Below are 22,680 nucleotides of genomic sequence, written 5' to 3' on the forward strand. Positions count from 1 at the left end.
CTTTGTTTTTAAAGATTTGGATTATAATATTAAGTATAACTGTAGATAAATAAAACAGCTTAATTGGATAATCAATAGTAAACGTCATTTAATTAATAAAGGAAGACACCCGATGAGATATTCACACATTTTCACGGGAATACTTTTTATTTGTACAAAACATCATTACTACCAATTCCCTAAGATATATCGCGCAGCATCTAAAGAGTTGTCACAATACGATTTACTTTAAACTAAAGTGTATTTCTACTTATAGTACAGTTAAAGCAAATATCTGCTAAGATAGTAAACATGAAAACTGAGCTTGTAAAATGACAACAATATCTTAGAATATTACACTACTTCTTGTTCAATTGAAGAAGGATTGGTAGTTTAAAATGATTGGCGGATGTTATTGAATTCAGACTGCAAAGCTTTATATTATAAGTGTTAAAAAAATATGTTGCTATGGAACTATTTCGTTTGTCGCAGAACTTCTCGACCTTGAAGGCAAGAAACTGAAAAATAATGAACAAAAGACACCTCATAAGATGCTCTAATTGAAAAAGAATTTTGTGCGTTTGGCTCTCCTGAAGGTGAAAGCAAACACAGGAAAATGGTTACGGTGGTCTGTATATTATGTGATACTAAAATACTTACATTAAAGTAAGAAGTGGTGTATTAAAATCGCTAAAAAACCTGCATCAGAAATGGAAAATGGCACAATTAAAGAGTAATTTTCTCTTATCAAACACCTTCCTAAGATGTTTGAAATCCATTACAACTGAGGCTGATAAAGAATCTCACTTGTGGGTTGAATTTAAAAGGCCATAGATCTTTCATTTCACTTCACTTATTCCGGTGTTTCGGACTAGCGTAGCACTTATGAAAGTACATATGGATGTGAATGGTACAAGTAACTCACAGGAACTGACTTCAGTAAATTGACTCAACATGCAACTATTTAATTTCAATCCTGGCCCAAGAAAATTGCTGAATTTCAATTCCCATGTTGAGATATTCATGAATTATCTTCAATGTTCGACTTGACTTGATCTGACAATCTTAGAAAGTTAAACAAATGATGAATGTTATTAATTCGAAAATTTCACCTTGGATCGTTTGATTACATACAAATAAAATTACTGAAATAGTTTTGCAAGCATAAGATTATTTATTTTATGTATATCAAACTTTTCTTCACATATTTCCCTACTATATTTCCCCATTGCTAAAACTGGATCTTCATTATTTATCATCCAGATCATTTTGTCGGATAGTTCTTTAACATCCTTGGGTTGTATCAAGAAACCATTTTTTCCATCAATGACCGTTTCCCGACACCCAGGTGAATTATTGGTAATTATAGGTCTTCCCATAGCCATTGCTTCGAGAATGGATCTTGGTATTCCCTCCGGATAATAAGACGGAAGTACAAAAATCCTAGATTGAATAATATATGGTCTTACATCATCAACTTTCCCAATTAAATTTATTATTCCATTTTTTACAGATTTCTGCAGTTCAATCATATTAATACTGAAATCTTCTTCATCGATTGGTCCAATTAAATAGAATGATGCCTCTGGATACTTTTGTTTAACATAGGAGGCAGCTTGAATATATTCATTTACCCCTTTACTTCCAGTTAATCGGCTAATCATTGAGAAAACTGGCTTTCTTTCCAACTTGCAAAACGGGTATTCCTCTAAATTAACGCCCGACCCATTAATAGTTTCATAATTCCTTTTCCATAACAACCCTTTTCCTTTAATCATATTCTTATCATCAGGGTTTTGAAAAAATATACTATCGCTCAAAAGAAAAGCAATCCATAACATAGGATAAGAAATACACTTCACTAAAAATCCCTTAATACCCGTTAATTGAAATAACCGCCCAGAACCGTTAACAATGCAAAGTACTTTTTTTACGCCTGCTAATCTTGCTGCTACTACCATTGTGGGGAAAGTCCTAATTCCATAAGAAATTAGTACATCTATCTCGTTTTCTTTTAAGACTTGTTTGGTTTTTATGATTGTCTCAATCTCTTTAAAAGGATTAGTATTACTCCTCCCCAAAGGAATAGTTAAGAATGGAACTTGAAATCTTTCATAATCTTGATGAATGTTACTATCTGAATCTCGACCTATATAAGTAACACTATGCCCTAAAGTTTGTAACTTGTTGATAAGCTCATGTCTATTAATCCCCATATCTTTTGTTCGAATTGAGGAAATTCCTACTTTCATTAATACACCTCGTTACTCTACTAAAAATTCTAAAATTTGTTATCTCTTGGTTTTATATAGATTTCATTATTTCTATTAACACCTTTTCTCGTCAGCACAACGGCTATGGTTTTCAAGAAAATTTTGAGATCAAAAATAATGGACATGTTCATAACATAAATTAAATCGTTCCGATATTTTTCGGCATCACTAATCGAATTTCTGAAATATGCTTGATTATATCCCGTTAACCCTGGTGATATTGTCAAAATCTCTTTTTCTTCCTCACTACAAATACTTAACCAGTAAGGAGTGCTGGGACGTGGTCCAATTATGCTCATATTACCTATTAGTACATTAACCACCTGCGGTAACTCATCAATACTTGTTTTACGAATAAATTTCCCTATTCTTGTCACTCTCGAATCGCTCTCTGAATTATAAGTGGCTCCATCCTCTAACCTTATATCTGGTGCATTGATATACATACTACGCAACTTAAACATGTTAAAAATTTCGCCTTTTTTTCCAACTCTCTTGCTTTTATATATAATTGGTCCTTTGTCTTCAAGTTTAATCATTATTCCAAAAACCAATATAACTACTAGCACAATAGGTAAGGCCAATAATGATAGTACTATATCCATAAATCTTTTAAACACTAAATATATATTCAATTTTTTAACACCCTACTTAATTAAGATTTTTTTCTAGATTTAATAAAAAAGTTAAATCTACCGCTTTCCATTTCTATTTTATAATCCTCCATCATTTTCTTATAATTACTAAACTCTGGGACAAAATCAAAATCGTGCTTTGCTTTTGTCATGTCAAAAAGGTATGAAGGAGTACTGTTTTTTATTTCGGGCCTATATAGGATCTCTGATTTTTCATTATCTGAAAAGACATCTATTACTGTTTTTATCTGATTTTCTAATGTAAGACTAACACCAGAGGTCATATTATAAAGTCCTTGAGTTTTATCGCTTTTCATGGCTTTAACAAAAGCATCTGCAACATCCTTCACATATATTATATCCCGCGAAAGATTTGGATCACCATGAACTTCAATGGGTTCACCTTTCATAGCCTTTTCTATAAAAATAGTGATTCCACTTTTTTTACTAATTCCATTATCGTAAATTATGTCATGCGGTCCAATTCCATAGACTGGTGGAAGTCTGAAAACCGCCCCTGATAAACCATGTTGTTGACTATAATATTCAATTAAATCTGTTGATGCATTTTTGGAAATTGCGTATGCTGCATGATCACCTTGAAGCGAAAAGTTTCTTGGTTCAGTTTCTTTTAATGCTATGTCCTTTTTCCAAGACTTGAAAACATCAGAATAGGTAGTTGTAGAAATTAATTTCTTCACCCTGTTTTTTCTGCAATATTCTAATATATTAATGGTTCCTAAGGTGTTTATTTTTATATAGTCAGCAGCATTTTCATCCTTATCCAAATTTACTTTTGCATTTGCAGGAAGAAGTCCTCCAAGAAGAATTACACCTTCGACATCCTCTTTCGGCAGTTTGTTTATATCATTTTCATCTGTCATATCAAAGTGGATATATTTAGCTCCTATTGATTCTAAATATTCTCCTGCAATTTTATTTTTATTTCCTGTAGCCATAACTTTATAACCTGATTTTATTAATTTTTCAACGGTATATAATCCTATAAAGCCAGTGGCACCAATTACTACTATCATATCTAATTCCCCTTTTACCGAATTTTGTTATATTGTTCAAACATTAATTTTAACAATTTCATCCATTAAATATTCACTTAGTTCTGTAGTATCTTTTATTGAATCTCCGATACAGATGAAATAGCCAATTCGTTCATTACTATTTTGGACCTCTGTCACTGTATCTCCAATTTTCCTAAATAACTTTAACTCAATAACCCTATCTATTTTCTTTACAACCTCTAAGCCAGTAATGGAAGTAATCTGCCCTATTGGACATTTTAGGTAATGTATTGCCGCTGACTTATTTAGGCTCCTCCTTAAATCTGGTTCCTCTTTAAGTGATTCTTTGATACAAGCCCTAACAAGGTTAACTCCTGTTGATAAAGGTACTAGGTGAGTGGTAATATTATCACCTCCAAGTCTGGCACCCAGTTCCACTACTTTAGGTCCTTCTTGAGTAACTATGATTTCTACATGCGATGGACCGCTTTGAATATTTAATGCTTTATTTGCAGAAATTGCAATATCTCTTATTTGTTCTTGAACTTCAACACTCAACTTGGAAGGTTGAGTGTGCCCCATTTCTACAAAGAATGGTGGGCCGGTAGTGATCTTATCAGTAATTGTAATAACATTAATCTGACCATTTACCGCAAATGTTTCAACACTAACTTCTTGACCAATCATATACTCTTCGATTAATATTTCTCCAGCATTAGAGTATGCCATACTATAATCATAAACATGACTCATATCGGTATGATCATCACATAAATAAACACCTTTACTACCTGAACTGTCCGAGGGCTTTACAATGAATTTTTTTCCTCTAAATTGATTTACACGCTTATCAAATTGGCTTTTTGTTGTGACTTTATAAAAAAGAGGAATTGGAACCCCATATTCTTTAAGTTGCTCACGCATCATTGCTTTATTCGTAGCTGCATATGCTGTTTCCTCAGAGACAGCGCAAAGATCCAACTCTTTTGCAATAGCTGCAACTGTACGTAAAGGCATATCACTAGCTAGCGTCATCACACCATCGGGATTTATCTCTTTCGCTTTCTTCAAAGCATTATCTATATCAATTGTACTAATTACATATGCCTCATCTGCCAATTCAAATCCTGGTGCATTTTTATCAAAGTCAAATGTCGCAACTTTTAAACCCATCTTTTTGGCTTCTATTATAGCGGGTATTTGCAAAGTTCCAGCACCAATTATTAGAATTTTTTTCATATTATCACCTTTCGTGCATCGCTAAAAATGATTATTATACATACATTTATTTATGTTTGTTGAAATATGACTTTATACGTTTTATATTCTTTTGATTAATTCCTTAAATTTCTTAGCCACATACTCCACATCCTTATCACTCAACAAAGTGTGAAGTGGAAGGGTAATTTCATTAACATACTGTTTAAAAGCATTTGGGTAATTATTGATATCAAATCCCAAATTTTTATAGGCTGTAAACATAGGTAATGGCTTATAGTGTACATTACAAGCAACACCGGCTTCAGCCATTTTCACAATAATTTCATTTCTAATTTCTTCATTAATTCCAGGTATCCTTACTAAATATAGATGACCTGATGAAGCGAAGTTCTCACCGTAATGTTTCAATCTTTTAATACCCAATTGCAAAAACAACTTATCATACATCGCAATAATCTCTCTTCTTCTTTCCAAAAGACTGTTATATCTTTTAAGCTGGATTAAGCCGAAACTCGCCATAATATCAGTCATATTACATTTGTAAGCTGGATAGACAATATCATATTCCCATGCACCAACTTGAGTTTTAGCAAGCGCATCTTTGGATTGACCGTGTAGACTGTACAACATGAATTGCTTATAAAGCCACTCATCATCTAATCCAAGATCATTACGCCACACAACAGCACCGCCTTCGGCCGTTGTAAGATTCTTAACTGCATGAAAAGAAAAGCAAGTAAAATCCGCAACTTTCCCACATTTCATTCCATTTCTCTCAGCACCAAAAGCATGGGCAGCATCAGTCATAACTACTACCCTATTAAGTAGAGATTGAAGTTCACTATTTGGCTTGAATTTCTTTTTCTTTTCTTCTACTATTTTATATATAGTTTCGTAATCGCACATGATTCCAGCAATATCAACTGGAATAATCGCTTTTGTCTTTTCAGTAATTGCATCGGCAAGTTTTGAATAATCCATTTCAAAGGAATCTGGCGCGGTGTCAACAAGTATAATTTTCGCTCCAACATGCTCTATAACAGAGGCAGATGCTGTATAGGTATAGGCTGAAGTGATGACCTCATCACCAGGACCTATACCTAAAATACGAAGCGTAAGTTCCATAGAAGCTGTTGCTGAACTTAAACATACAGCTTTATTTACACCAACGTACTCAGCTATTCTATTTTCAAACTCTTTAGTTCTAGGTCCAGTAGTGATCCAACCGGATTTCACCGCATTTATAATCTCATCAATTTCTGCATTTGTTACATCTGGCGGTGAAAAAGGAATATTTCTAAATTCGGAATTCATCATTTCAATTACCTCGCTTTATTCTAATTTAATTCTTAAAGCATTTTAGTTTGCTAGGACTTAATTGGAATCCTCTTTTATTCCATTCCAACCAACTACTACCCCACTAAATCTTATCTACTTTGAGAAGTCCTCTAGTAATATTTATTCAATCGGGCACATAAAAACAAAATATTCGTATACTAAAAGCGAAAGTGTTATCAGAAAGTTCCTTTCATTAAGTCACTCAAACTCAATAGTCAATAGTCAATTCCTCATAACTACTCTAGTGACACACAAAATATATCCCAAAATATTTCTTGTAAAACTAACCCCTTCTTCAATAGAATCACATGCTTTATTACCCTGCTTACTATTATGGACTATCCCTTGCTACTAATAAGGTAAATCGACACTTGATATATTATGACAGTTAAAACATTTATAAGTTTTACACTCTCCTGAAAGTCTTCGCTTCTATGTTTAATGATTATTTAATTAGTCCGTTTAATAAATTAAATGCTCGAAATAAGTTTTCATAGTAAACATACGATACTAAAATGCAACCTAGTTAATTTCAAAAAAGAAGGGGGCCTTATAATGCAACTTGTTCCCTTTTTATTGAGACAAAGAAAACACCTTACGAAACCTTTTCAACATCAAACCGACTTCAACTCTCCAATCTTCTCAACCAAATACGCCCACAACTCATCTTTAATTTCTTCATTCTGAAGCGCAAATTCAATAGTCGTCGTAATAAAACCTAATTTTTCTCCAACATCATACCGTTTACCTTCAAAGTCATAAGCAAAGACTCGCTGAGTTTGATTTAATTGTTGAATCGCATCTGTTAACTGAATTTCACCACCAGCACCAGTCTCTTGCTTCTCTAGAATTTGAAAGATTTCAGGAGTTAATACATATCTACCCATAATGGCCAAATTAGAAGGTGCAGTACCAAGCTTAGGCTTTTCTACAAAGTTTTCTACTGCGTATCGTCTACCCGTCTGACTAGAGGGTTCTATAATGCCATATCGATCTGTTTCATTATCCAAGACAGTTTGCACGCCAATTACAGAAGCATGGGTTTCGTCATACTGTTCCATTAATTGCTTCAGCCCTGGGACTTCACTTTGCACAATATCATCACCTAATAATACGGCAAATGGTTCGTCACCAATAAACTTGCGCGCACACCATACGGCATGTCCAAGCCCTTTTGGCTCCTTTTGACGAATATAGTGAATCTCTACATTAGAAGACTGCTGAACTTTTTCTAATAGCTCAAGCTTACCTTTAATCTCTAAGCTCTCTTCTAACTCATAGTTCATATCGAAGTGATCTTCAATCGCACGCTTTCCTTTCCCTGTGACAATAATAATATCTTCTATTCCTGAAGCGATAGCCTCTTCGACGATATATTGAATAGTTGGCTTATCCACGATCGGTAGCATTTCTTTTGGCATCGCTTTAGTAGCGGGTAAAAATCTTGTACCTAGTCCTGCAGCTGGGATAATCGCTTTTCGTACTTTTTTCATTTCATTCACCCTCATGCTTTTTCTAGTATTTCTGTCTGTACTCTATTTAGTACTGAGTCACTTATAATCTTTAACGTTTCTGCCGCTTCTTGTTCTGTCTGACCTCTCGTTGCAAAATAAAATTTACATTTAGGTTCAGTACCAGAAGGCCGTATTACGAACCAAGCTCCGTTTTCCAAATGGTATTTCAATACATTGGATGTCGGCAATTGAATACTCGACTTCATTCCAGTGATGTAATCAATCGATTTACCGCTGTTATAGTCTTCTACTCGCTGTATGTTTATATCATGAATAGCAGAAGGTGCATTATTTCGGAATGAATCCATAATTTGCGTAATTTGCTCTGCTCCGCCTTTTCCTTCTAACGTGATAGATAAAGTTTGTTCTTTATAGAAGCCATATTCTTCATAGATTTCCTGCAACACTTGATATATGGTTTTGCCTCTAGCTTTATACACCGCAGCGATCTCCCCTATAAAGGCAGCCGTCTGGATAGCATCTTTATCACGCACGAAATCACCAATTAGATAGCCATAGCTTTCTTCAAAACCAAATAGAAACGAATGCTCTTTTGACTTCTCGTATTCGAGAATTTTCTCTGCAATAAATTTAAAACCTGTTAATAGATTTACCGTTTCAATATCATGCTTGGTAGCCATGGCACTTACTATGTCTGTGGATACGATTGTTTTCATGACAACACTGTTGCGTGGTAATTCTCCTGCATTCAGTTTTTCTTCAAGTAAGTAATTTAAAATAACTGTACCGATTTGGTTACCCGTCAATAGCTTGAATTGTTGCTGTTCATCACGTACTGCAACTCCGAGTCTGTCTGCATCCGGGTCTGTCGCTAGTAGTAGTTCTGCTCCAACTTTTTCTCCGTATTGAATAGCTAGCTCAAACGCTCCTGTTTCTTCAGGATTGGGACTTTTCACTGTAGAAAAGTTTGGATCAGGCTGTTCCTGCTCTTTCACATACTGAACATTGGCAAAGCCGAACGATTCAAATGTTTGTTGCATAGGTTTACTAGCTGTTCCATGAAGTGCTGTGAAAACAATCGACACGTCGTTTACTTCCTTATTGATTCGAATCGTTTGTAATTCTTTTATGTATGCTTGATCGACTGCATCACCTATTGATACGAGCAAACCTTGTGATTGTAACTGTTCTGTATTTATCGTATCTTGTATAAGATTTGAACCTGACTTCTCTATATAGTTGATAATGACGTCTGCTGCTTCTGGTGGTAGTTGTGCTCCGTCTTCTCCATACACTTTCAAGCCATTATACTCTGGAGGATTATGGCTGGCCGTAATCATTACACCGGCGAATGCCTGCAAGTGACGAACTGCAAATGATAGCAGTGGTGTCGGTCGAAGCGCATCAAACAAATACGCTGTGACTCTTTGCCCACTAATTACCTTTGCCATTTCAAACGCAAATTCTTCAGACAAGTGACGTGAATCATAAGAAATCGCTACTCCACGCTTCATAGCAGATTCCCCTTGTTCTGCGACGTACTGAGCAAGACCAAGTGCTACTTTACGTACCGTGTAAATATTTAACCGATTCGTTCCAGGACCCATCACACCGCGTATACCGCCTGTACCAAACTCTAAATCTTTATAGAAACAATCCTCTGCTAGTTGATCATTACGTAATAGCTCTGTGAGTTCATTTTTCATCGGATCTTCATTTGTTAGCTGATTAAGCCAATTTTGTGCTATTGTTTTCCATTGCATGATTAGTAGGTCCCTTCACGTTAAGTTGTATATTGTATTTTGAATCTCAACGAACTGTATCTCTCTGTTCATACCCGGGTTTATCCAGTAACTTGAACATATTCGTCTTATAAAGCTCTACGCCTGGCTGGTCAAATGGATTGACTCCGAATAAGTACGAACTCATCGCGCATGACTTTTCAAAGAAATAGACTAGATAGCCAAACGTATAAGCATCGATTGCTGGAATTTCGAAGACTAAGCCAGGAACTTCACCTTCAATATGTGCATCAAGTGCTCCTTCAAAGGCTTTCTTATTCACTTCGTCTACCGTTTTCCCCGCCAAGTAATTTAATCCATCGATATTATCTTCATCACTTTCGATTAGAACATCATATTTCGGCTTTTCGACTGTAATGATCGTTTCGAATAAATTGCGCTGTCCTTCTTGTATATACTGACCGAATGAATGCAAATCTGTTGAGAAGTTAGCGGATGCTGGGAAAATTCCTCTGCGATCCTTCCCTTCACTTTCACCAAATAGTTGCTTCCACCATTCCGCAAGAAAATGGAGTCCAGGTTCGTATGTGACGAACATCTCGATCGCCATTCCTTTTTGGAACAGAATGTTTCTTATGACTGCATATTGGTATGCAGCATTCAAGTCGAGTTTTGATTCTTCAAGCTCATGCTGTGCTTGTAATGCACCTTCCATGACTTCTTTTATATCAATACCGCTTGCTGCAATCGGCAATAGACCAACGACCGTTAAAACCGAATAGCGTCCTCCGATATTATCAGGTATAGAGAATGTTTCGTACCCTTCTTTATCCGCCATTAATTTTAACGCGCCTCGTTCTTGATCCGTTGACACAAAGATACGCTCTCGTGCCTGTTCTTTACCATATCGCTCTTCAAGCAGCTTACGGAAAATCCGGAATGCGATGGCAGGTTCTGTTGTCGTTCCTGATTTTGAGATGACATTAATTGAGAATTCTTTTCCATTTAGCATTTCTATTACGTGAGAGATGTAGGTAGAGCTCAGATTATGGCCGACAAACAAGATCTGCGGTGCTTCTCTTTTTTCAGTGGACAGCATGTTATAGAAACTGTGTTGCAACATTTCAATAGCAGCACGCGCACCTAGATACGAACCGCCTATGCCAATCACTACTAGTATCTCACTAGTCTCTTTAATCTTTTTCGCTGTATTTTCAATACGCTCAAACTCTTCACGATCATAGTTTTCTGGTAAATCGAGCCAGCCTAGATAATTTTTATGCTCGCTGTCCCCACTATGCATTTGTTCGTGTATCGATTCTACGGTCTGCTCTAAAAAAGATACTTTGTAATTCCCAAAATACTGACTAGCTTTAGAAAAATCGAATGTAATATGTGACAATACCTAACCTCCCATCTTGTAATAATTTCATAATGCTTCCGCTTCTTTCTTTGGTGCTTCCACAAACTTACGATTAGCCAATCCAACAAGCGTCTCTTTCAACTCTTCATTACTCATACCAGGCAACTTATCCAGCACATATAGCTGCTCCGTCTCTGAAATCGGCGTAGCTTTCCCAATATAAATCTTCGGAAACACATGTTCACTCTGTCGTTCGTTTTCATTTAGTAATTCTTCAAATAACTTCTCCCCTGGACGAATGCCAGAGTACTTAATTTCAATTTCATCTTCTTCATATCCAGAAAGCTTGATCAAGTTCTTCGCTAAATCGACAATCTTGACCGGCTCACCCATATCCAAGACAAACACTTCGCCACCTTGCGCAAGCGTTCCTGCTTGAATGACTAGACGGGATGCTTCCGGTATCGTCATGAAGTATCTCGTCATTTCTGGATCGGTAATGGTGATCGGTCCGCCTTTAGCAATTTGCTTTTTGAATAACGGGACTACACTACCCCGTGAACCTAAGACGTTTCCGAATCGTACAGCTGCGAATTTTGTTTCGCTGTCTTTTGCCAAATTTTGCACAATCATTTCAGCGAAGCGCTTCGTCGCACCCATGATGTTCGGTGGGTTGACTGCTTTGTCGGTCGATACGAGAACGAAGTGGGAGACGCCAAAGAATCTAGCAGCTTCTGCCACGTTTTTTGTTCCGAAGATATTGTTTTTCACAGCTTCCATTGGGTTACCTTCCATGAGCGGTACGTGTTTATGCGCAGCTGCATGATAGATTACATCTGGTTTTAGTTCGCTTATCAGATCAAATATGCGCGTACGATCTTGCACATCTGCAATAACTGGATATATTTCTGTATTGGATGAAACCTTTTGGCGCAGTTCCATGTCTATAGTATAGATCGAGTTTTCACCATGACCGAGTAGTATCAATTTCTTCGGTCGAAATTCCAATACTTGTCTACATATTTCAGAACCAATCGAACCGCCAGCTCCTGTGATCAGGATTGTTTTACCCGTTAGTTTTTTCACGATTGCATGCATATCGAGTTGTACTTCATCACGCCCGAGTAGATCTTCAATCTTCACATCTTGCATATCTTTAACGGACACTCTTCCGGTCATCAAGTCTTCAATACGTGGAATCGTTTGCGTTTTAACGCCTGTTTCCACACAACGTTTCATTAATTCTCTCATTTGCTGTCTTGCCATAGAGGGAATCGCGATGACGATTTTATCAATTTGATGCATGTCCACAAGTTGTTGGATATTCTCAGTTCCGTTATAGACACGTATACCATAAATTTCGAGACCTTGCTTCATTTTATCGTCATCTATAAAAATGACAGGTTTCATGCCGTATTCTGGATTACTCAATACTTGTCTTGCGATCATCGTACCTGCTTGTCCGGCACCTAGAATCATCGTGCGATTCATCACAACGCTTTTATCTTTCACTACTACATCACGTACTAGACGCCAAGATAGACGGGATCCACCTATTAGCAGTACGTGTAGCATCCACGTGATGGCCAATGCGCGTACGTAGACATCTTGTGTAAGGGTGAATTGTAGGGCTGCTACGACGAGAATCGTGTACGTTACGGCTTTGACAATCGACTTCAATTCTCCGATAGATGCATACGACCAAGCTTTTCGATATAGACCATAGTACCAAGCAAAAAAGTGATGTGCGATCTGAATGGTGATGGCACTGATGAATAGCATTTTATTGAATAGTACAGAGGTCATTGGATGAAGCATAAAGTACCCAATATAAATAGACAATAAAACAATGATCGAGTCAGTTGCGATGAGCATCGTCATTCGTTTGCGGAATGTCATGTCTTTTCCTCCTTTCATGTTATGAATCTTCCTTTATTTTCAAGTTTCGAGTTATACTAACAATAACAGCTCAACCAATTAGTTGCCACCACTTTTTAGTTATAGGGATTTCTGGTTCGTAAATAGTTGGCAGTTTATTGGAAATAATTCGTTGATTATTTTGCAGAAGCATGTCCACTGTTTCCTGATCGACCTTTTTGCCAAGAACTTCTAGTCCTTTAGTGAACAAGAATGGACGATTTCCTGTGTTATGGGCATCCGATCCATATGCATGGATCAAGTTGGCTTCAATGAGTTGAATGGATAACTTTTGCACATTCTTTCCAAAATGGCCTGCGAGGCTTCCCGCTGTCACTTGAGCAAGTGCACCATGACGGACGAGTCGCTCAAGACGCTCCGGCTTCTCGGCTATGCCTTTATTGCGCTCAGGGTGTGCGATGATAGGCACTACTCCTTCTTCAAGTAGCGATTGTATGATTTTCACTGTATAGGCAGGAACATGTTGGGTCGGTAGCTCCAATAGCAAATAACGTGAGTCTGCTAAAGTGAGGATTTCCTTGTCTAGTAAGTTCTCAATCAAGTGCTCATGAATACGTACTTCTTGACCAGTAGACAAAGTTAGCTCAATTCCTGCTGCCGAAATAATATCACTGATCATACGAACTTGACTTTTCACTTCTTCAACTGGCACGTGGTACTGTGGACTGTAAGCGTGAGGCGTAACAACGAGGTGGGTAATTCCTTCGGCCGCTGCTTCTTCAATCATTCGCATCGTGCCTTCCATCGTCTCTGGACCATCATCAACGCCAAATAAAAGATGGCTATGCATATCAATCATTTGTTTCCTCCTAGCGCCTTACTCTATCGAAGAAAAGTGAAAAAGCACTAGGCCTTTTCACTCTTCATTTCCATAATACTGATAGTAGTAATGGTCTTTTTGTAGTATAAAGTTATTTAGAATCGTCCCTAAAATATTTGCTTGTGAGGATGCTAATGCCTCTTTAGCTTTTACTATACTTTCTTTTTCTGTAGTGCCAGCATTCAATACGAGAATGGTTCCATCTGCTTTATTGGACAAAATTTGCGCATCCGTTACAGATAAAACTGGTGGCGCATCAAATATAATCAAGTCGTATTTTCCTTCAAGTTTTTCTATTAGTGCATCCATCGTTTTGGAACCAAGGAGTTCAGCTGGATTCGGTGGAATCGGCCCACTTGTAATGAGATCTAATCCTTCGATATCAGTTTGCTGAATAATATCATCGATTTCCCATTGACGAGTTAATAGATTGGATAAGCCCGTTGCATTCATTCTAGAAAATGTATAATGTGTGGTAGGCTTCCGCATATCCGCATCAATCAAAAGGACTTTTTTCCCTTCTTGAGCAAATACGACAGCTGTATTGGCAGACGATGTAGATTTACCTTCACCAGGGGCTGCAGAAGTGAAAAGAATTGATTTCAATTCTTCATCTGGCATAGAGAAATTGATGTTCGTTCGTATTGTACGAAATTGTTCGGAGACGATAGACTTTGGAGTACTATGTGCAACTAACTTACGCGCCACGGCTTGCTTTGGCTGCCTTTTCTTTTTAAATATGCGCTTTTTTGACATGTGCATCGGATCCTTTCTGAGGAACATCAGTTGCTTTATGGAATTCCTTATCAGAGATCGGACTTACTAGACCTAGCACTGGTAACCCGAGCAACTCTTCTATATCCTGTTCTGTCTTCACTGTCGTATCGAGGTATTCAAGTAAGAATGCGATTCCGACACCAATCATTAGGCCTATTACTGCAGCAATCGCTACGTTTAATTCTTTGTTTGGCTTTACTGGCGTTGGAATCTCCGCATAAGCTGCTGGCGACAATATATCTACATTGTCCACATTCATCAAATTCACAATCTCTTTTTGAAATACCGCTGCCGTCGTATTGACGATATCCACTGCCATATGTGCTTCCGGGTGTTGTACGGTGACATTCACGACTTGTGAATTTTGTTCACTATTTACCGTCAACTGAGAGCTTAGCGCAGCCGGTGTTGTATCTAAGTCTAATCTTTCAATGACTTGTGATAAGATGACCGGTGTTTTGATAATGACATTGTATGTATTGATCAGTTGTAAGTTCGTTTGAATATCTTGTGAATTGAATTGTTGCTGTTCTACATTTTGCTGATTCACTAAAATCTGAGTGGACGCTTGATAGATCGGCGTTATAAAGAAATAGCTAATAACTGCCGCAATAGCTGCTGCTACTATCATAGTTCCTATGATTAACCCTAATCGCTTTTTTAACGTAGAAAATAACTCCTGTAAACTAATCGTTTCTTCCATAATATAATATTGCTCCTTTTCGGCAAACTTGTGTATAGTATAGCATAAATACATATTGAAACCTATCGAATTTCCATATAAATATAGTTTCTGTGTCTGATTATGATATGATAACACTATGAAAAAAACATTCGCACTTGTACTCGCCATTTCTATTATCGGCAGTTTATTCATTTCTTCCAGTCAAACTTATGAACAACAATCTCTAATTCCTACATTAGAAAACCTCTTACCGGACAAGCCATTTGAATCTGTATTAGCCAAATTATCCATCCCTTATTGGGGGAACATTATTTCCGTTGAAGAACGTGGCTATTACCGTTTCATCGAATTCTTATTACGTAAAGGCGCACATTTTGTATTATTCGGACTGCTCGCGACTGGAATCTATCTATCGTTACCATCCCGCACTCCGCGATTCATCATCGCACTAGCCATTACGCTGCTTATTGCATGTGCTGATGAAATGCATCAATACTTCACTGGTGGCCGGACTGCAACTATTCGCGATGTCGTATTAAATATGTCAGGCGCTTTGTGCTTCTTATCTATAATACATTTAGCGATTCGTATGATATCCCGCAAAAAAAGAACGGCTACTCTAAAGAGTTAACTTTTAGAGTAGCCGTTCTTTTTGGTTATTTACCCATTGCTTTACTCATGATACTATCACGACGTGCTTTCTTTTGTGCTGCATATTCATCTTTCACACTCTTAGAATATGATTTATCATAGCCGTTTGCTTGTAGATCTTTTTCAAGCGACTTGACCACACCATTGAACGCCGCATCCGTCTGCGCTTCTAAACCTTCCGCAGCCGTCATATATTTATTATAGAAATACGCATAATTGACGCTTTCACCGTTTGCTTTTTTCGTACTGTATTCATTTTTCGCACGGCTAATTAAAGAATCAATCTTACTGTCCACTTGTCCTTGTAGTTCATTTACTGTAGGCTCATACTTTTTCTTGATAGTAGCTACAGTGTTTTTGTTTTCAGGATTTCCGGATCCCGTGCTACCTGATGCAGGTTGAGTAGTAGCAGGTTTGGTGGCAGTGTTTTTATCACCGGCTGACTTGTCTGTGGAGCTTGTAGAGTTCCCATTAACAGGTTGTTTTGCATCATTTGCTTGTCCAGCTGTTGATTGGCCTTGATCTGAGTTCGTTGCGCCATCGGCTGTAGAACCTGCTGCTGTCTTATCACCTGTTGAATTCGATGATGAAACGCCTGTCGTTTGTGAGTCTTTTGATTTTTCACTATCCGCGCCAGTAGTTTCATCTTTTTTCTTACCATCTTGCTCTTCTTCAGAATCAAGTACTAATTTTGTGCCGTTCGGTAGAGTGATATCATATGGGTTTTCCATAATTTCTTCAATTTCCTCATCTGCCACTTCATACTCTTTGAACTGAAAAATGTATAAAAGATAGCCCCCGCCTACAACAATCAACGCAAGAATTGCCAATAAAAATATTTTAAATTTTTTCTTCATAATAATCTCCTTTATAAGTTAATCCTATTTAAATTTTAACAGATTTTGAGATATTTTGATAGCAGAAGATTACAAAACTATCACCCTGTACATAAAATGCAAAAGCCTTCTCGACAGTCGAGAAGGCTTTTAACATTACTCAATGAATAGCGAATTAGAATTTAAATTGGTACGTGCTATTGAATGGTTTAGATTCGATTGATCCTTTTACATTCAGTGAAACCGTTCTACCTTTTAGTACACCTAGTGTGGAATCACCTGTAAGGCCTACTTTAGCTAATGCTTTGCTCAACACCGTATCGAAGTCTTGGCTATTGTCGATACCCGTCTCTGTGAACGTAATTTCTTGTCCACCGATCATGACTGAAACCGTTGCCGAGTTGATAACCGTGTTCTTTTTCATTGCATTAAAGATTGGCTTCGCTACTGCAGAGAAGTCATTAACCGTACTCTCCGGCTTTTTGAGTACTACGTTGAACGTACTACCTGAAAATGAGATAGCTACAGCATCTGATGAAGTATTCACCTTCTCTAACTCTTTTTGGATGCTAGTTTGGAACAACTGCTCACCAGTCAATACAGGTGGTGTTGGAGTTTCTGGTTGTTCAGGATCCGGAGTTTCCGGTACTTCAGGCTGTTCTGGGTCTGGCGTTTCTGGTTGCTCCGGATTAGGTGTTTCCGGTTCTTCTGGATTCGGCTGTTCCGGCGTTTCATCTTTAAGCGCTACTTCTGTACGTACGACAAATGTTGCCATCTGTCCTCTTGTCACTAAACCGTTTGGCGCAAATGTAGTAGGTGTTGTACCTGTAGTAATATCTAGTGCTAATAATGCAGCTACATATCCTGCATATGCATCTGTTGGTTTTACATCTTTGAAACGATTAGCAGCTAATGTGCTCTCTTTTAAGTCAAAACCTAGTGTAAGAATTTTAGCCATTTGTGAACGAGTCAAGTTAGCGTTAGGCTTGTATGACTTTACGCCATTTTCTTCATATCCTTTGATATAGCCTGCTTGAGCCAATGCTGCGATTGGGCCGTAATACGGTGTTCCTTTTTTCACATCGCTGAAACCAGGATCCTTGACATTCGTTGTATCCAAGTCTAATACGTGAGCTAAGATTTTCGCCGCTTGAGCGCGAGTTACTGAAGCGTTTGGACGATATGTACCGTCTTCATATCCTTTTACTACTCCGCGACCAGCTAATTCTAGTACCGGCTCAAAGTAATGCACTCCAGGTTTAACGTCTTTGAAGCTTACTGCTGCTTCTGTTGGTACAGCTGCAACAAACGCTCCTGCTACTACTGTCGTTGCTAGTGTTGCTTTGAATAATTTGTGTGATACTTTTGAACTCTTTTTCATTTAATCTACCTCCAATGTATTTAAGCACTTCAAAAGTTAGTGTAACATATTTCGACTAATTCCCTACTTACTTTGTGAAAGTGACGACTTTACCCGATGCACTTGTGATCGTAAATTTATTTTTCGAGATCTTATCTACTCTACCTGTTCTCTTTTCATCCAATAATCGCATCGTCATATTCGTTCCGGAGATAGTATACTCACCTACTTCAGTCTCATCATCTAATATTACAGTGCTCGTGTAGTCAGGATGGAAGATTGCCAGGAAGTTGATGCCGATGTAATCACCTTTCCATGCGCCTACTATATAATCCTGAATACTTTCAATCGCAAAATTCATTTTAATACCGTCAGTTAGTTTTTGCTGTTTTGTCGATTGTACAGTCTTATCAATATAAAGTGTATAATCATTGCCTTCTACATATCCTTTTGACGGCGCTGGCACGACTACTGTTTTACCGTTTACTAATTTCGGAGTTGACTTTTGAGTATTTCCTTTTGCATCTTGCACATAGACTGTACTTGAATTGATCGTTTCTGCATCTACATCTTTATTGAACGTGATCTCCCAGTTCTTATTAGCAAATACCGGTGTTTCATTCTTTGTCCATAGTAGTTCTGCTGAGCTCGTTACAGGCACCGCTAACATCAGCATAACCATAGCAATAACTGTTATGATTCCTTTTTTCATGATCTTCACTTAATTCTCCAACCCCTTTTTGTGTATATATTATAGGATGAAACCTCTTTACAGCTCACCTTAACAATGATTATTCATTTTATTATATAGAAAAGCTGCAGATGAATTCCATACTTATCGGAATTCGTCTGCAGCTCATTCATTACTATAAATAACCGTCTTCCAATATGACTAAGACTTACTGTTTAGGATCGTAAGAAATAGTTAGAGTACCAGTTTTAGTAACTCCACCAGCTACTAATTTAGTAGCAACTTCTAGAGTTCCGGAAGGTTGAAGGTTTTGTAAGAACCCTACTGTTAAGTTAGTGCTTGGGTTAAGACCCGGGAACAAGTCTGCTGTAGAAACTTGGTTCTCGCCTCTTGTTAACTCAACACTCTTAGTTTTGTTACCGTATGTCATAGAAAACGTAGAGTCTTCAGTTACTGTAACTTTGATATCAGTAGCAGTTGCTGATGGAGCAAGTGTTGTCAAGTCTAGATTAGCACTTGCACCTACGATATCAGTGAAACCGATTGTTTTACCGTCAACATCAACTGTTGTTTCAGTAATTTGTGCTTCGCCAACGATTCTTAGTACAAGATCTTTTTCAGTTGTCTTCGTTACACCGTTAACAGTGTAGCTTGCAGATACTTTGTTGAAGTAACCGAAGAAGTCTGTCATAGATTTTTTGAATACGATTTTACCGTCAACAACCGGTACTGTTTCAGTTACTGTTTCGTCTTCACCAGTGAAAGTAAGTTTCACTTCTGAAACGCCAGCATCTGCTACTGTACCTTGGATGTCGTAAGCAACCGCTCCAAATCCAGGTCCAACGCTATCGTTAGCCGCTTCAGCTACTGCTGATGTGAATACAAGACCTTCAGATGGTACAACTACGTCAGGTGCTGTTACGTCTGTTGGTGGGTTACCAGCAGTTTGCTCAATGATGTAGAAAGTAACTTTGTTATCTTTTACTTCACGAGTAACTGTAACTTTACCTTTTTTCAATTCTTTGATGAAGTCTTCAGAAGTAGCGATTGGTGTATTACCAATTCCTTTGTACTCATACGTTTTGCCTTTTTCTCCAGCATATTTAACTGCTTCTTTACCGTCGAAAGTAAGTTCTTCTTTCTTAGTGTCGTAAGATTTTACTACACCTGTGTAAAGGTCAGAAACTTGAGTTGAAGATGTGAAAGAAGCTGTTGCTTCTTTCGCTGTGAATGCATAGTCCTTACCATCTGTATCGATAGCAATTCCAGTAGCTACTACGCGTACTGAAGCATTCTTGTCTTGTGAAGGTTTAACTTCCAAGTTTGTGTTTGGAGCTGCTGTTGTTACTGTGTAGCTACGGTTTGGAGAAACAATCTGACCAGCAACCACTACGTCATTTGCACCAGTATTGAATACTGTGTATGTTGCAGTTTTGATAGAAGTGTTAGCCATGTCCTTGTTACTTTGGTTAACAAGAGATGCTTTGAACGTTGCAGTCTCGCTACCTTTAAACGTAGATGTTTCTTTGTTTCCGTTGTAAACTTTCAATGCTGCACCGTCAAGGTATGCTGCTTTAAAGTAAGAAATTGGAGCGATTGTAAATGGCTCGCCTTGATCTAATTTTCCTTCAACTGCATTCGGTGTATTAACATCGATCCAAGCGATTGGAGTTGCATAATCGTTTTCAAATTCACTACCGATAACGAATGATGCTTTACCTTCGTTGTCAGTCTTAACAGAAATTTGCTTACCGTTGTATACTACCGTTTTGTCGTCATTTGTTTTGATGAATTGAGCCGATGTATTTGTAGAGATTACACGATCCAAATCTTCGTTGAATGCAATGTTAACAGTTTCGTTTTTAGCGATGTTACCATCTTTGTTCTTAACTACTACGTTGTACTTACGGCCGTTTTTAACACCCTTAGCAGCAACTTCTCCGCCATCACGAGTTAATTCGATAGCATATTCAACTTGCTGTGCAGTGAATGTAACTGTGTTTGCTTTCGTTTGTAGTAGGCTAGCTTCATAAGTAGATTCTTTACCTACAACGTTACGATCGAATACGATTGGTGTTGCAGTTGTATTTGAACCTGAAACTGTGAATGTAGCTTCACCTTTAGAGTCTGTAGTAATTGTTGCAGTTTTAGCATTGTCTTCATTGTTAAGTTGTGAAACTTTCACACCGTTAACTGTAGCGTTAGACAATTTGTCAGGAGTTACGTTCACGTTTTCAAGTAATGAAACGTTTAGTACTTTGCCTGATACCGGCTTACCAGTTGTAGCGTTCTTGTGAACAACTTTGTATGTTTTGTTTGCACCGTTGTTGATTGTGTTTCCAACAGTTACTTCTTCAACCGCTAGGATTGTGTCAACACCCCAGAATACATAACCTGTGTCACGTACAGTTGGAGCTCCTGTTGGGTATGCAGTTACTTGGTCAGTTCCTGCTGAGTATTGAGTGTAAGAGAATGTTGCGATTCCATCTTCGTTAGTAGTTACTTCGAAGACTTGGTCTTTGTTAGTTGTGCCGATAGTGTTAGCTTTCACGTTGAAAGTTACAGGGATACCAGCTTTTTTCACGCCAGTGTCAGCTGAAAGGATAACCTGTTGTCCAGTTTTACCTTGTACTGATTGGTTAGTGATTTTCAAAGAAGTAGGAACTGTTGCTTCGATACCAGTGAATGTACCGATTGCTTTGCCATCCAACTTCACTGTGTACTTTTCTCCACCCTTTTGAGTAGCAGTTGTCAATACAACAGTTTTGTCGTCAGTTTGTTTTACTGCAGCGTTAGATACAGTCAAACCGTCGATAGTGAATTTCAAAGAATCAATGTTAGAAACTTTATCCTTCATTGTTACTTCTACTGTAGTAGCGTTGATGCCTTTAACAGAAGCAACACCAGGAGCTACAATTCCGCCGCCAACTTCGTCGAAGTCAACTTTAGTAGTCTTGTAAAGGAATGAAGCGAACTGTCCACGAGTTGTTGTGTTTTTCGGGTTGAACTCAGGTGCAGCTGGGTTTGTGATGTCGAAGAAGTCAAGAACGTCGATAGCAGGACGAGCTTCAGCTTTCGCTTTGCCAAGGTCTGTAACGTCTTTGTTGAATTCTTGTGCTTTCACGTAAGAAACTAGATCAACGTCGTATACGCGGTCGAATGCACGTACAAGAACGATTGCCATGTTTTCACGAGTGATGTCGCCGTTAGCATCAAGTGAACCGTCTGGTTTACCAACGAATACTCCGTTGTCATACACTAGTGCAGACATTTCTAGAAGCTCATCGTTAGATGTAGTCTTCAAGTCAGAGAAGCGTGGTTTAGTTTTGTAATCAGTAGGAACTTTATATCCTTCTGACACTAACCATTTACCCATCAACTTTACAACGTCAGAACGTGTAAGTGTTTTGTTAGGTTGGAATGTGCCGTCTGGGTATCCTGAGATTACACCTGCATCAGAAAGAGCGTCGATCGCTGCTTTGTGTGAGTTGTTGTCTTTTACATCTGTGAATTCAGCCGCGAATGCTACTGGTGCTACTGCTGATGCTACTAGTGCAGCTGAAGCAGCCCCTACTACAAACTTGCGGTATTTCGTTGGTTGGTTAGCCATTAAATAATTTCCTCCTCGTAATATCTCTTGTTTTTGCCTATTACTACCTATGTATGAAAGTAGTAAGCATTACACATTAAAGTATAGATAAGAATGTGCTAAAAGTCAATTGAATCTTGAACTAGATGATAGTCTAATAGCACGGTACGGCAATTTATTTTCATACCATCTACTATTGTATCGAAAGATTACCAAAATACAAGTATTTTCCATAGTGTTTTTTAAATACAGTATCTTGGGCACGCAAAGTATTTTTGCCAAACAAAA

17 protein-coding genes are annotated in these 22,680 nt (G+C 37.9%); 1 reads left to right on the forward strand and 16 read right to left on the reverse strand.

The window, feature by feature from the left end:
- Window positions 1–1,121: 1,121 nt before the first annotated feature.
- The 12 genes from CSV74_RS07600 to CSV74_RS07655 all read right to left on the reverse strand — a co-directional run bounded on the left by CSV74_RS07600 (window position 1,122) and on the right by CSV74_RS07655 (window position 15,283).
- Window positions 1,122–2,231, reverse strand: a complete 1,110-nt coding sequence (locus CSV74_RS07600) for a glycosyltransferase family 4 protein (protein WP_099691229.1) — start codon at window positions 2,229–2,231, stop codon at window positions 1,122–1,124.
- 29 nt (window positions 2,232–2,260) lie between these two features.
- The gene (locus CSV74_RS07605; protein ID WP_369823703.1) at window positions 2,261–2,887 is read right to left on the reverse strand and encodes a sugar transferase; all 627 of its coding nucleotides are present in this window, start codon (window positions 2,885–2,887) and stop codon (window positions 2,261–2,263) included.
- Between the two features lie 20 nt (window positions 2,888–2,907).
- Window positions 2,908–3,924, reverse strand: a complete 1,017-nt coding sequence (locus CSV74_RS07610; RefSeq protein WP_099691230.1) for an NAD-dependent epimerase/dehydratase family protein — start codon at window positions 3,922–3,924, stop codon at window positions 2,908–2,910.
- 36 nt (window positions 3,925–3,960) lie between these two features.
- Window positions 3,961–5,145, reverse strand: coding sequence for an ATP-grasp domain-containing protein (locus CSV74_RS07615; protein ID WP_099691231.1), 1,185 nt, complete (start codon window positions 5,143–5,145; stop codon window positions 3,961–3,963).
- A gap of 81 nt (window positions 5,146–5,226) precedes the next feature.
- Window positions 5,227–6,444: a DegT/DnrJ/EryC1/StrS family aminotransferase gene (locus CSV74_RS07620; RefSeq protein ID WP_099691232.1), complete on the reverse strand. Its 1,218-nt coding sequence runs from the start codon at window positions 6,442–6,444 to the stop codon at window positions 5,227–5,229.
- A gap of 635 nt (window positions 6,445–7,079) precedes the next feature.
- Window positions 7,080–7,958 carry a UTP--glucose-1-phosphate uridylyltransferase GalU gene (gene galU / locus CSV74_RS07625; protein WP_099691233.1) on the reverse strand — a complete coding sequence of 293 codons (879 nt, stop codon included), beginning with the start codon at window positions 7,956–7,958 and terminating at the stop codon, window positions 7,080–7,082.
- An 11-nt stretch (window positions 7,959–7,969) separates the two neighbouring features.
- A complete protein-coding gene (locus tag CSV74_RS07630) occupies window positions 7,970–9,703 on the reverse strand; it encodes a phospho-sugar mutase (RefSeq protein WP_099691234.1) in 1,734 nt (577 codons plus the stop codon).
- Between the two features lie 46 nt (window positions 9,704–9,749).
- Window positions 9,750–11,084 carry a glucose-6-phosphate isomerase gene (locus tag CSV74_RS07635; RefSeq protein WP_099691235.1) on the reverse strand — a complete coding sequence of 445 codons (1,335 nt, stop codon included), beginning with the start codon at window positions 11,082–11,084 and terminating at the stop codon, window positions 9,750–9,752.
- A 27-nt stretch (window positions 11,085–11,111) separates the two neighbouring features.
- Entirely contained in the window at window positions 11,112–12,944 is a 1,833-nt protein-coding gene (locus CSV74_RS07640; RefSeq protein WP_099691290.1) for a polysaccharide biosynthesis protein, read from the reverse strand.
- Between the two features lie 70 nt (window positions 12,945–13,014).
- Complete coding sequence (locus CSV74_RS07645; RefSeq protein ID WP_099691236.1) at window positions 13,015–13,782, reverse strand: tyrosine-protein phosphatase; 768 nt, start codon at window positions 13,780–13,782, stop codon at window positions 13,015–13,017.
- Between the two features lie 57 nt (window positions 13,783–13,839).
- Window positions 13,840–14,559, reverse strand: coding sequence for a CpsD/CapB family tyrosine-protein kinase (locus CSV74_RS07650; RefSeq protein WP_158231772.1), 720 nt, complete (start codon window positions 14,557–14,559; stop codon window positions 13,840–13,842).
- A complete protein-coding gene (locus CSV74_RS07655; RefSeq protein ID WP_099691237.1) occupies window positions 14,537–15,283 on the reverse strand; it encodes a YveK family protein in 747 nt (248 codons plus the stop codon). Before CSV74_RS07655 ends, CSV74_RS07650 begins: the two co-directional genes overlap by 23 nt.
- A 118-nt stretch (window positions 15,284–15,401) precedes the next feature.
- On the opposite strand from CSV74_RS07655, the gene CSV74_RS07660 reads away from it, so the two are divergent.
- Window positions 15,402–15,896, forward strand: coding sequence for a VanZ family protein (locus CSV74_RS07660; RefSeq protein ID WP_099691238.1), 495 nt, complete (start codon window positions 15,402–15,404; stop codon window positions 15,894–15,896).
- Window positions 15,897–15,921: 25 nt separating this feature from the next.
- Here the strand turns inward: CSV74_RS07660 and CSV74_RS07665 are convergent, their stop codons facing one another.
- The 4 genes from CSV74_RS07665 to CSV74_RS07680 form a co-directional block, all read right to left on the reverse strand.
- Window positions 15,922–16,773, reverse strand: coding sequence for a midas domain-containing protein (locus tag CSV74_RS07665; protein ID WP_099691239.1), 852 nt, complete (start codon window positions 16,771–16,773; stop codon window positions 15,922–15,924).
- 154 nt (window positions 16,774–16,927) lie between these two features.
- Complete coding sequence (locus tag CSV74_RS17080; protein ID WP_099691240.1) at window positions 16,928–18,133, reverse strand: S-layer homology domain-containing protein; 1,206 nt, start codon at window positions 18,131–18,133, stop codon at window positions 16,928–16,930.
- Window positions 18,134–18,200: 67 nt separating this feature from the next.
- On the reverse strand, window positions 18,201–18,824 hold the full coding sequence (locus tag CSV74_RS07675) for an Ig-like domain-containing domain (protein WP_233190849.1): 624 nt from the start codon (window positions 18,822–18,824) through the stop codon (window positions 18,201–18,203).
- Window positions 18,825–19,011: 187 nt separating this feature from the next.
- Window positions 19,012–22,413: an S-layer homology domain-containing protein gene (locus tag CSV74_RS07680; RefSeq protein ID WP_099691242.1), complete on the reverse strand. Its 3,402-nt coding sequence runs from the start codon at window positions 22,411–22,413 to the stop codon at window positions 19,012–19,014.
- Window positions 22,414–22,680 lie beyond the last annotated feature (267 nt).

Origin of the sequence: Sporosarcina sp. P19, assembly GCF_002743165.1 — a bacterium.
In the GTDB taxonomy this organism is placed as follows: Bacteria; Bacillota; Bacilli; order Bacillales_A; family Planococcaceae; genus Sporosarcina; species Sporosarcina ureae.